At 39.8% G+C, this 13049-nt stretch carries 8 protein-coding genes; 5 read left to right on the forward strand and 3 right to left on the reverse strand.

All coding sequences use genetic code 11. The features are described from left to right. Positions 1–281 precede the first annotated feature (281 nt). The 5 genes from BMW61_RS08740 (at position 282) to BMW61_RS08760 (ending at position 7600) form a co-directional block, all read left to right on the forward strand. Positions 282–2753, forward strand: a complete 2472-nt coding sequence (locus tag BMW61_RS08740) for an InlB B-repeat-containing protein (RefSeq protein WP_091821057.1) — start codon at positions 282–284, stop codon at positions 2751–2753. Between the two features lie 258 nt (positions 2754–3011). Next, positions 3012–4340, forward strand: coding sequence for an MFS transporter (locus BMW61_RS08745; protein WP_091821059.1), 1329 nt, complete (start codon positions 3012–3014; stop codon positions 4338–4340). A 140-nt stretch (positions 4341–4480) separates the two neighbouring features. After that, positions 4481–4993, forward strand: a complete 513-nt coding sequence (locus BMW61_RS08750; RefSeq protein ID WP_022761524.1) for a helix-turn-helix domain-containing protein — start codon at positions 4481–4483, stop codon at positions 4991–4993. Between the two features lie 112 nt (positions 4994–5105). Continuing rightward, positions 5106–6473, forward strand: a complete 1368-nt coding sequence (locus BMW61_RS08755) for a leucine-rich repeat protein (RefSeq protein ID WP_091821061.1) — start codon at positions 5106–5108, stop codon at positions 6471–6473. A gap of 77 nt (positions 6474–6550) precedes the next feature. Further along, the gene (locus BMW61_RS08760) at positions 6551–7600 is read left to right on the forward strand and encodes a fibronectin type III domain-containing protein (RefSeq protein ID WP_091821063.1); all 1050 of its coding nucleotides are present in this window, start codon (positions 6551–6553) and stop codon (positions 7598–7600) included. Positions 7601–7685: 85 nt separating this feature from the next. On the opposite strand, the gene BMW61_RS08765 is transcribed toward BMW61_RS08760, so the two are convergent. From BMW61_RS08765 to BMW61_RS08775, 3 genes are read right to left on the reverse strand one after another with little or no spacing between them, the layout of a single operon-like run. Further along, positions 7686–9551 carry a BspA family leucine-rich repeat surface protein gene (locus BMW61_RS08765; RefSeq protein WP_091821065.1) on the reverse strand — a complete coding sequence of 622 codons (1866 nt, stop codon included), beginning with the start codon at positions 9549–9551 and terminating at the stop codon, positions 7686–7688. Between the two features lie 14 nt (positions 9552–9565). Next, entirely contained in the window at positions 9566–11197 is a 1632-nt protein-coding gene (locus BMW61_RS08770; protein WP_175475144.1) for a BspA family leucine-rich repeat surface protein, read from the reverse strand. Positions 11198–11217: 20 nt separating this feature from the next. After that, a complete protein-coding gene (locus BMW61_RS08775; RefSeq protein WP_091821069.1) occupies positions 11218–12879 on the reverse strand; it encodes a BspA family leucine-rich repeat surface protein in 1662 nt (553 codons plus the stop codon). Between the last annotated feature and the right edge of the window lie 170 nt (positions 12880–13049).

Consider the following 13049-nt stretch of genomic DNA (forward strand, 5'->3'; position numbering starts at 1 on the left):
TTGGATTTATTGTACTGGCGGAAAATGGATACAATAAATCTATAGGAAGTAGGAAAAATTGTTGTACTTGCGGACGGTATGTTATTAAAAGGCATTATCGTCCGTATTTTTTTGAGCACCCAAATAAAAAGAATGTAAAAAAGAAATGGCCATAGATGATTGGTAAGATAAAGAGTACTCATATTGAAAATACCCCCAAATGGCGGTAGTGGAATTTTTGTTATTTTATTACAATTTAAAGCGTGTTCTATGAAATAAAATTCCACAAGGGGGAAAAGAGAATGGAGAAAAGGAAACTATTAACAGGATTGTCAAAATGGCTGTTCATGCTGTGCATGACGCTGCTTGTACTCGCGGGTGTGAAGACAAAGGTACACGCAGTAACCGAATATGATTTGTGGATTGGCGCAACTAAGATAACCAGTGAGAATTGCAATGACCTTAGTGATATTGTGGTTGGTCCATTTACTCGCAAAACACATTCATATTTTGATCCGGACACAAATACTCTGTATTTGGATGAGGTTTATAGAATTGACGGGAACACTATGCATAATGGAACACGTTCCAAGATTTATTCCAAATTACCGCTGAAAATCAGAGGAAACGCTGAATTAAACCTCAAAAATGAAGATGATGTTACAGCGATATCAACAGAATCATATCTGGATATTCAAGGTAATTTTTCTTTTGAAGGCGGTAATGGCGCACTATTTGCAGGACAAAAGATTACTATTGACGGAGAAAATACAAAAATCACAATTACGAAAACACCACAAGATTCGGCAGCCATCTATGGATTGTTTGGAGTATGTGTCAATAATGGCTCAATTAATATTGAGGGCTATTCAGACGGCATTTATTCATCTTGGGGGGATGTCTGCTTATTTGGAGGTACATATAAGATGGCCTGCAATGGAGGTATGGCAGTAAAGGCTAGAAAAGGCGGTCTTTTCTTAGCTTATGGTTATACTCTGAATAAGCCTATACAGGGAAGAGTTGGTACCTATGGAGATTATTCGACAATAGTAAAGCTGAAGCATGAAGAAGGTGAGCTGGATCGCCTTTATGCCTATGATCTTGATCTTGTTATGGGTCAAGATAGCATATGCTATGTAACATTTGACACTAATGAACAATTGGGCTTTAATTCAAAACAAACATCTTGGAATGGTAGGCCCAAAGGAAGCACATTTGATCGTCCCGAAGATCCTACGAGGGAAGGATATTTCTTTGGTGGGTGGTATACCTCAAGAGACTGCAGAGATGGTGAAGAATATGATTTTAATACTAAAGTAGAAAGAAGTATAACTCTCTATGCAAAGTGGAACAAGGGTAAGCAGTATAACCTTTGGGTTGACGGTACCAGAGTAACAACTCTTAATATGGATAATATTCCGGTAAATGCTAATGGCAAAGTATCATTTGATCCGGCAAATAATACCCTTAACCTTGACGGATGGTTTGGAATTTATCAGGACAGCGAGACTGTAAATAGTGTTAAATCATTTATTTATACAGGTATGCCAATCAGGATTGTAGGAGATGCTGATATTGTTGCCAGAGACGCCAATGCATATCCGATTTACAGTTATTTGGGGAATGTAACCATTGACGGTGATATTCGTATTAGTGGTGCAAATACAAGTATTTTCTCAGCAATGGGCGTAAAGGTTGATGGCAAGAATACAAAGCTTACCATTAAAGATACAGATATAGGCATTTTCGGAGGATCCGGAGTTACGATAAACAATGGAATAGTTGATATTGATGCGAAAGCCTATGGCTTTAAAACAAGCGCAGGACTTATTGATATTCAGGGCGGATTAACAACGATAAAAGCTGGTCAGTGTGCTATTTACGGTGGTAAGCAAAGGAGCGTTAATGTCGCAGATACTGTGGCTATTCTCGAACCAGAAAGATACAGCTTCGGCAAGAGTCAAAGCGGTGATCCATTCTACACAATTATGGGTGGTGATTCCAAGGATGCGAAGACGGTTAGATTTGATGCATCCCGTCCGGTTTACACGGTTACCTTTGATATGAATGGTCAGAATGTAACTGCTCCCAAGCCTCAGCAGATTGCTGACGGAAGATGTGCGCATCAAATCAGTATAAGCAATTACCCCAGAGGATATGGCTTTGGTGGATGGTATACTGATAAAGCATGCACACAAGGCTACGATTTTTCAAAACCGGTACATAACAGCTTTACTCTTTATGCAGAATGGGTAGAAGATAAATCACAGATAGATCCTGATAAAATTCACAGACCCGAAACTGACAAGATATTAAGCGGTAAGGAAGCAAAGGGACGCGGAAGCGCATTTGCATTTGGACGTGGACAGAGATTCAGAGTAACTTCCGATGATAAGGCTACTCCTACAGTAACCTTCGAGAGACTCACTGACAAGAAGGCTACAAGAGTCACAGTTCCGAAGACCGTAACCGTTGACGATGTTACCTACACAGTAACAGCTGTCAGCTCCAAGGCCTTCAAGGGTTGCAGCAAGCTTAAAACGGTAACTCTCGGATCCAACATTGAATCTATCGGAGCAAATGCTTTCAAGGGATGCTCCAGCCTTAAGACTATTAAAATTCAGTCTACAAAGCTCACGAAGAAGTCAGTTGCGGGCAAGGCATTTTCAGGAGTTAGCAGTAACGCTACAATCAAGGTTCCTGCAAAAATGAAGAAGAGCTACGGAAAGATCTTTACTAAGAAGGGGCTCTCCAAGAGTGTGAAAATAAAATAAGAATTATGAGCTGAATGCGAAAAACGAGGCGGTGCACTAATATTTAGTGTGCCGCTCTTTTTGATTAAGCCATTGGAATACCAGGGATAATATCAACGGAAAAGTAAATAATACCCTTGGTAAAGTGTATAAATCCGTCTAAAATGTATACCAAAGTGCAAAAAAGCTACAAATATTTACGAGAACTAAGAAGTGGCAACTTTTTACCCTAAATTAGGGTATCATAGATATAGAAAAATATGGTAGGGGGAGAACGGTATGAGTAAGGATGGAAAAAACAGCACGCTTGGTTTCTGGCTATTGGTATGGCTTCTGGGGCTTGCAGGACAGCTGTGTTGGAACATGGAAAATCAGTGGTTTAACACCTTCGTATACGCAAAAATAGCCAAGGATCCCACCATAATCTCATGGATGCTGGCCATATCTGCCACCGCCACAACTATATCTACATTCCTTTTTGGCTGTATTTCAGACAGAATTGGAAACAGAAAAAAACTGGTTGCTATAGGCTATATCCTCTGGGGCGTGTTCACCATACTCTTTGGAACCACACAGTTCATGAAGCATGGAAACGGGGATGAAATGGCATTTGTAGGTGTTGCCTTTGCAGTTATCGCTGCGGATGCCATCATGAGCTTCTTTGGATCCATGGGTAATGACATAGGCTTCAATGCCTGGATTAACGACCACATGAATGAAAAAAATTCAGGCTCTGTCGGTGCGGCCCTGGCTGTCCAGCCTGTTATCGGAACCATAGCAGGAACCGTCATGGGCGGACTTTTGGTAGGCGCTGATGATAATTATATGAGACTCTTCGTTGTTATCGGCCTTCTGGTAATCCTGTTGGGAATCGTATCCCTTTTTGGCATGAAGGATGCGGAAAGTCTTAAGCCCTCAAAGAAAGGTTCTTTTTCAAAACAGTTCTTTTCAATATTTAATGTCAAAGAATACCTGCAGCACAGAGAGCTGGTATTTGTAAACCTGATGCTGGCAGTTTACTTCATTTCCTTCAATGTTTACTTTTCTCATCTTGGTAATTTCATGATCTATTATCTGGGCTTTACTGCAGATATGATGGGACTTATCGAGGGTGTTGGACTTCTTATTGCGATGTTTTCCGCAATCCCTGCCATCAGGCTTATTCGCGACGACAGATCGTCGCTTCTGATATTAGTGGCAGTAATCCTTAACGCAGTAGGACTTTTTATCATCGGACTATTCGTATCACCTTCAAATGTAAATCCCGCCACAATCTGGAATCCGCATCTTCTGGCGGGGGTACTGTTTGTGGGCATCGGTTATATCCTTTTCCTGCAGACCATTACAGTATGGTCCAAGCGTCTGTACCCGGAAGATGCCAGAGGACAGTTCGAAGGAATCCGCATTATTTTCTACGTTCTGATTCCAATGGTTGTAGCACCACTTATTTCCAATCCAATCATCAAGACCAGCGGAGAATTTGTGGACGAATACGGTTTCACGGAGTATCTCCCCACTAATACACTGTTTCTGGCGGGAGTTGTCATTTTGCTGATGACACTAATTCCGTTATTATTGGCCAATAAAGAACACAATCACAGAAAATAGCAATAAACATGAAAACATCGATAAATACTGAGGTGGACAAGGTGTGTCGGGTTGCGAAAATGACATTTTTCTCGCTTTATGTCGTGTTCGCACCAAGGCATAATTGATAGGATTTTTTCAGAAGGAGGAAACAAAATAATATGGATCAGCAAAAGATCGGAAGCTTTTTAAAAGAGCTTCGAAAGGGTAAGAGTCTTACCCAGGAACAGCTTGCAGAACAGTTTGGAGTCTCAAGCAGAACAGTATCTCGTTGGGAAAACGGAAATAATATGCCGGATATTGATCTTCTAATAGAACTTTCCGACTATTACGAAGTTGATCTTCGGGAAATCCTCAATGGAGAAAGGAAAAGCGAGAATATGGATAAAGAAGTAAAGGACACGGTTTTACAGGCAGTAGATTACACAAATACAGAGAATGAGAAGTACAACAAGCGCATACGTATATGTAATGCCATAGGAATGCTTCTTATTATGGCATATATGATACTTGTGGATTCTGCGATTTATAATGAATATCATCTGGTAAGAATCATTACTTCTCTGATGCAGGGTATGGCAGTTGGTATGATGTTTGCGGGACTTCTGATGTCCAGCAGGTACGGAGCAAGGATCAGAGCGTTTAAGATGAGGCTGTTAAAAAAAGAAAAATAGGCTCAATGTGACGAAACTTCCCATGCAAACATATCTTTTTTTTGTTATAATCTTTCCTTGAGGGGACGCCGCTTTCTGCGGTAAAAAATATAATTCTAAGGGGAAAGAATCTATGAAGAAATCACTCAAAGCACTACTTCTAACAGTCGTGTGCCTTTTTCTTGTGTTCTCTAAAGGCAGTGTAAACGCGGCGAATTCAACAATCTCAGTAACAGACAAAGATATGCTTGGCACCTGGACCGGGACTTATACCGGGACCAACTCGGGTACTAAAATCGACAGAAAAATCACGCTAAATGTTAACAGGTATTCAAAGAACGGTAAGTTTTCCGGAACAGCATCAATCGATGACAACAGAAATGGAAACTACTACTTCGAAGGCTCTATCGATTCAGAAGGTGAGATAAGATTCGAAGGTGAAAAATGGCGTCACAATCCCAGTAATTTTGGGTTTGGCACTTTCGTCGGAACTTTCGGTGATTCAAAGAAAACAATCAGTGGTACGATGGATGGCGCAACAGACAGACCTTTCACTATCAGCCACACTTCTGCTAACTATGTTGAAACGGCAGTTCCGGCCACAAAGGTTGCTGAGTACTGGACAGGTGAATATGACGGATCCAGCGGATCAACTGTTGTAAGAAGAAACCTTAAGACACATATAACACATCTTGCCGGCGGTATAATTCAGGGCGTCAACAGAATGCTTCCTTCATCAAAGGCAGATTCACAGTACGGAGCAACAGCCAAATACTACTTCAAGGGAACTTACGATGAGGCACTTGCAACCTTCAACATTCAGGGATATGAGTGGATTGAGTATCCTGCAAGTGAAGACGGTGTTTCAAATTGGTCATTCGTAGAACTGACAGGCTTCATCGATCCTGCAACGGGCACAATTATCGGATCCACAGATAACGGAATCTGGAGCATGCGCATAAGTAATGCAGCAGAGTTTGAATACACACCCGACTACAGGGAAGACGCTGTATTTGAAAGCGGCGAAACTACTTATTACACTTATGCAAACGGAACATCAGATGTTAAGACCTGCAAGAGCTATACAACAACACTGACAATTCCCGATACCATCGAAATGTATCATCAGCAATATGCTGTTATCGGTATTTTCAAGAAGGCATTTTACAAGAATACTTCTATTCGAAAAGTGGACGGCGGACATAACCTCGGAAGCATAGGTGAGAAAGCTTTCTATAAGGCAAAGAATCTCCGCGAAGTCGATTTTGCCAATGCTCCGATAAGCAAGATTGATAAGAGAGCATTCTATGGATGCAGCAATCTTAAGACCGTAAGAATTAATGGTGACACCCTTTCAAAAGTGGGAGCAAAAGCCTTCACAGGCGTTAAAAATGCTAAGGTTTACGTTCATGCCAAGGATAAAAAGACTTTCAATAAGGCTGTTAAGCGCTTAAAGAAGGCCGGCATGAAGAAGTCAAAGTATAAATTTGTAAAGCATTGATAAAAAGAATCCTGCCTTCCCCAACATGGGGAAGGTGGAGCGCAGCGCCGGATGAGGGAAAGGGGATCACGAGACGTATGAAAAAAGTAACTAAATATCTTTCTTTATTACTGGCTGTGATTTTAACGGCCACAGCTTTTCAGATGACGGATGCTTCTGTAAGTAGTGTTAAGGCTGCAGGGGAGAATGGCCTTGATCCTATAATTATTCCGTACAACACAGGCGATTATGCCAGCTATACGACGCAGTATCGCGATACTTATTATGCAATAGATCTGCCTGAGGATGGAGATCTTAAGATTACTATTCTCAGTGATTATGCTTATTTGGAAAAATTTTACACCGACTCATACAATTTTATAGATGCGTATGAGAATATAAGTACGAATAGACCCTATGTTGCGCACTTTACTGCAACAGCCGGAAGATATTATTTGTATTTCTACGGAGCCGGCAAAAATTTCAAGATTAAAACCGAGTTCTCCGGCTTTGGCTTTAAAGATGAGTTCGACGATGTCTATGAAAATCCCAAGATGTACAGTCTTGGAACAGAGGCAAACGGGGCGGTCGGATATACGGATGAGTATGACTGGTATAAGTTCGAGATTCCGGAAAACGATAAGTATAAGATCAGTTACATAGCTAACACCGGTTATTACGACTTCAATATATTAGATAATGATCTGAATAGTTATTGGTATGATATCAGTGTAAAAGGGAATGAGCTTAAAACCGCTAACTGCTATTTCCTTAAAGGTACTTACTACATCAAGATTGTTGGCGGTCGAAAGGCAAAATATAAGTTCACTATTGCGAGAACAGGCGTAACACCTACAGCAATTAAGAAGGTGAAAGCCGGTAAGAAATCTGCCAAGGTTACCTTCAAGAAGGTAGATGATGTAACCGGATATCAGATTCGATATTCAACAAACAAGAACTTCAAGGGCAAGGTTAAAACCAAGTCCTTTGCGCAAGGCTACAGCAGTACCAATAACCTGTATGCAACAATCAAGAAACTTAAGAAGAATAAAACCTATTACTTCCAGATTAGAACCTTTGAAGAAGGAAGATCAGGCAACTACTATTATTCCGACTGGTCAAATACGAAACGTGTAAAGGTTAGATAATTGAGGAGAAACGAAAAACAGCCCTTATCGTGCGAGGCACGATAGTGGCTGTTTTTTATGTGCTCTTTGCGGCGCACGTATCTTTCTATTTTACAGTGGCATTTGTCTGCTTTGCGACAGCCTTAACAAGCTTCTTCTTCGCATTACCCTTTAGCCCTTTAATCTTAATAGTCGCATTCTTGGGTAGTTTTTTAAATGCGCCTTTTCCTATGACAAGTTTTTTATTTGCCCTGATGGTTATGGCTTTAAGCTTCTTGCAGCCCTTGAAGGCATTCTTTCCTATAGTGGATACGTTTGACCCGATAGATAGTGATTTGATCTTTTTATTGCCTTTAGCGGCGTTATCCGCAATTGCTGTGACAGGGTAGGTTTTACCGGAAGTTTCGACAGTATCAATCAAAACCTTACCGGATGCTCCAATTTTTGTAACCGTAGCACTGCCATCTTCATTAAGGATGTAGGTATTGTTCCCTACTGAAAAATCCTTGCCTGCAGTAGCTGTTTCCACAGTAGGAACTTTGTTTTCTTCAGATCCGGGGGATTCTTCAGAACCATGGCATTTTTCAGATCCGCTGTAATCGCCAACATTCTTTTCATCGGCCAGTCTGATAAATCTGTGGCTTTTTGCCGATATCGGAAAAGACTTATATTTCTTACCGTTATCCGGCTTTCCGTCCCCATTATCATCGAGAGCAAAAGTTGCCTTAAGCGGAACAGCCCTTGTCACATTTTTAGGAGAGATGATCACTTTAAGCTTATCGCAATCTGTTACGAAATTATAATAACTTCCGTTACTGCATACGCCGGTAAAATCGAGCTCCTTTAGGTTAATTGTCTCGATAGAAGTACAGCCTTTAAACATACTTGAAACTCCCCGCAGCTTTGATGGCTTAAAACCGGTCAAATCCACATTTTTTAGGGATGTGCAGTTTTTAAACATAGAAGTTATGTATTCAAGGCTGGAGGTATCAAGAGATTTCAGACTGACGCTCTCAAGGCTTGTGCATCCGCTAAACAGCCCGCTCATTTCCGTTACATTTTTTGTTTTCAGCTGTGAAAGATTAACTGATTTTAACGAACTACAGTCGTTAAAGATATGGCATAAACTCGTGACATTTGATGTGTTAAGCCCCCCAAAATATACGGTTTCAAGACTTGCACAACCACTAAACATACTATCTATATCTTTTACGTTCTTAGCCTCAAACCAGCTTGGAAATGAAAAATTTTTAAGCCCTTTGCAGTCAAAAAACATTAATGACATATCTGTTATTTTGGATGTATCGAACTTTTTCCAGGTAATCTCTTCAAGTTTGGAACAGGTGCGAAACATCTCGTTCATATCCGATACCCCTGACAGATCGATATTGCTAAGGTCGGCCTTTTTTAAGCTGTGACAATCTATAAACATGCGGAATACATCTTTGGGAGCCGCATCTTTAATTATATTCGAATCAAATGTAGTAAGACTGCAGCATTCTTGGAGCATATATCTCGCATTAGATACATTTTTTGCACTAATGCTTTTTGCACCTTCATCAGTGATAGATTCCAAAGATCTAAAGCGTTTGAACATATCTTCGCAATTAGAATTGAAAAAAATCGTTGAAGCAGCATAAATGTAAATAACGCGGTTTTCTTTGTCGTAATAGGCAGTTACATTATTTCCGACAGGAGTATTGGGAAAACCTTTTATTTTTGCAAAAGTTTTGCTGCTAACAGTAAAAACCATTTTTTCAGGCTCGTCGCAAAATGAAATGGAATCGGTGTAGTTGTCATCCTTACCTTTAACAAGCTTTTTTATGTTTCCGTTAAAGGTTCTGCCTTCATATAGAGTTTGGTTAGATTTAGCTTTTGATGCTGCTTTTGATACAAATGAATTCTCTGCTAAAAATGCAACTGCAAAGGTAATTACCAGTGCAAGCATTATATGTTTTAAAACTTTTTTCATACCTGTATTCCCTCTTACTTAACCTTTACATCAGCATTCTTCTTTAAAGCCTTTATAAGCTTTTTCTTTGCTTTACCCTTAATGCCGTTAACTTTGATAACCGCTTTCTTATTTATCTTCTTAAAAGCACCGCTCTCTATTTTCAGATCTTTATTGGCGTTTATGGCTATCTTTTTAAGGTTTTTACATCCCGAAAATGCTTTTTTCCCTATCTTCTTTACGTCTGTACCAATGCTTAGCGATTTTATTTTTTTATTGCCCTTGCAGGCTCCCCCGGCAATTTTTGTAACAGAATATGTAAAACCGTCAACTTCAATCTTGTCAATGATGACATCCCCTGATGCATTTATCTTCGTTGCAACGGCGCTTCCATCGGAATAAGTATTGTATTCAATCCCGGACAAATTCACCGCTGCGTCCTTTGCTGTCGGTACCGGCGGTTCAGGCTCTTCAACTTTAACTTCATCTTTCTTTATATTAAAAATGAAATGACAGGATGAATCAGAAATCGGAATCTTGGAATATTTGCTATCTACGTCAGGCTTATCGTCACGGTTGTTGTCGAGATAGAACTCTCTGGGAAGATCTATTTCAGTGATGGTCTTGCGCGGAGTGTCAATTGTTTCAAGCGCCTTGCAGCCCGTTAGCATATTTTCAGTATCACTATTATTTGATAGATTAAAGCTGCTGATATTTAAAGTTTTCAGACTCCTGCAGCCATAAAACATGCCCTGTATGGTTTGGGTGCTCTCGGTATCAAATGAAGATAGATCCAGGTTCTGAAGGCTTTCACACCCTGCAAACATCTGACTCATCCAGCTTGCGGCAGCAGTATCAAAATTACTAAGATCTAAAGAAGTCAGTTTGTTACACTGTGCAAACATTTGACTCATGTTTCTCACGCCTGAGGTATCAAAGCTCGACACATCCAATTTCGTAAGGCTCCTGCATTTTGAGAACATCTCCGTCATGAAGTCTGCATGAGATGTATCAAAACTCCTAAGAGATAGGTTCTGAAGGCTCTCACAGCCATAGAACATCCTCCTAAAATTTTCTACCCGTGCGGTTTTAAAGTTTCCAAGCTTTATACTTTTTAGTGATACACACCCTTCAAACATAGAGGACATATCAGTTACATTAGAAGTATCAAAGCAGCTAAGATCCACAGCTTTTAGACTCATGCAATTCTTAAACATTTTATTTGTTGAATCCACATTCTGCGAAAATTTTACATTACCCTTTGAAAAATCAATCTCTTCCAGACTGGTGAAATTTGCAAAATCTCCTCTGGGATCATCAAAAATTATGTTGTTTGCTCTCGTGCATACATACACTGTATCGGTATTTTTATCGTAAAAATCATATACCCCAAAACCTTCATGTTCATATGGAAGATTACTGTAAGATGTTAAATCCGCTTTGGCGATAAAAACCAATTTCTTAACAGCTACGTTTTCATTATTTTCACTAATCGTTCCATGACTTACACTTCCTGTAAGTGAGTTAACTGCTCCCAGACCGGTAATAACACCATCTTCCCGTGAATACTCTCTTGCGCTGCCGATTATTGATGACGTACCAATCATAATCACAGCACCTGCAAGTACAGCAATCCCCTTTAACCGTTTTACTATTCCTGTTTTCATACTTATTCCCCTGATTTCACTCATTTTACTTTTGCATTTGTCTGTTTCTTTATGGCCTTAATAAGTTTTTGTTTACTCTTGCCTTTAATTCCTTTAACTTTTATGGATGCTTCCCTTGATATCTTTTTAAAAGCACCTGCTCCGATTTTTAATGATTTATTGGCATTTATAGTGACCTTCTTAAGTTTCTTACAGCCCTTGAAAGCATTCTTGCCAATTGAAGTCACATTGTTTCCGATTGAAAGTGATTTGATTTTCTTATTCCCTTTACATGCAGAAGATTCGATTTCTTTTACAGTATATGTTTTCCCCTCGTAGGAAACGGTATTTATGGAGACTTTTCCGGATGCTTCGATTTTAATGACCGCAGCATTTCCGTCACTTCCCAGCTTGTAGGCTATTCCCTTGTCAGTTATTATCGCCTCCGCGTTCTTTGTCTCTGCTGCTGGCGTATCAACTGCCGGCGCATCAGCCGGTGGTGAATAGACCATACTGTCGTCATCAAACGGAATCATCCTGTTCACATTGTCAGAGATGGGATTTTTATGAAAAGTCTCAGCTGTGTCAGGCTGTCCATCCGAATTATTATCAATAACCATCAGCATGGGAAAATCCATAAATCCGCGCGTTGCCTTAGGAGCCATGACTGTCTTAAGGTTCAGGCAGTTGTAGAGTATTTCATCTGTATTATAGACTGCCGACAGATCAAGATTTCTTATATCGAGATACTCAAGATTTTTGCATGAGCGGAACAAACTTTCTGCTTTACGTACATGCGATGACGAGAAATTCCTTAGATCGATGCTCTTTAAGGATTCACAAGCCTGAAACATATAACCAATATCGGTTGCATCACAGGCATCGAAAACACTTAAATCCAGTGATTCCAGTGCATAACAGCAGCTAAACATCCACGATATATCTGCAGCGTTCTTCATATTAAAACTTGAAATATTCAGTTTCTCAAGACTGTCACAATGCTGGAACATCGCACGGGTAGAGCAAACATTTCCGGTGTCAAAGCTGCTAAGGTCAAGTTCTTTTAGTTTATAACAAGAACCAAACATATACTCCATGTCACCGACATACTTCGTATTCATATTGCTAAGGTTAATTTCCTCAAGACTATAGCAATCCTCAAACATCTGCTTCATAGAGTATACATGAGAGGTATCAAAGTCCTTCAGGTCAAGGCTTTTCAATTTTCTGGCATATTTGAACATGCCTTGCATGAATGTGACATTTGAAGTATCCACTCTGCCTTTTCCAAAATCAATCTCCTCAAGCTCTTTAAAGCCATAAAACATATAGCCGGTACTTTCCCCAAAAATTATCTTATCGGCTGCGCTGTATATTGAGATAGTTCCCTTCCCGTCATAGTATGCAGCAACACCTTCACCTACGGACACGCTTTTCTGCTTCTTTGGCTCTTTTGCTTTAGCCTTTGGTAGAAATACAATCTTTTTGATTTTCTCATCATACTTATCGTAGTCCATCTTTGGATCACCATTAGCGAGGCTTTTTATAGCACTACAAAAATACGATCCGTTTAACAGTGTTCCTGTTACCTTGGTTTGTTTATTGTCAGCTGCTTTTGAAATAATGGACGAATGTCCTGACAACACAAAAAAACACAGCAAAGCTGTGATGGCAAATAATAGATTCCCCAACCTACTTTTCATTTTTGATTTCCCCTTTTTAAATTTTCATCCCAAATAATAGTTCCCCTCTAATCTGATATTCTAGCAATGACATATATAGCATTGCAAGTGTTTGTGTACACTTTTTCGATAAATTAAGTTAGAATATGAGAAGAATAAGGAAAACAAATTAAGTTGGGGAATGATTAGAA

The organism is Butyrivibrio sp. ob235 (assembly GCF_900109475.1).
In the GTDB taxonomy this organism is placed as follows: domain Bacteria; phylum Bacillota; class Clostridia; order Lachnospirales; family Lachnospiraceae; genus Butyrivibrio.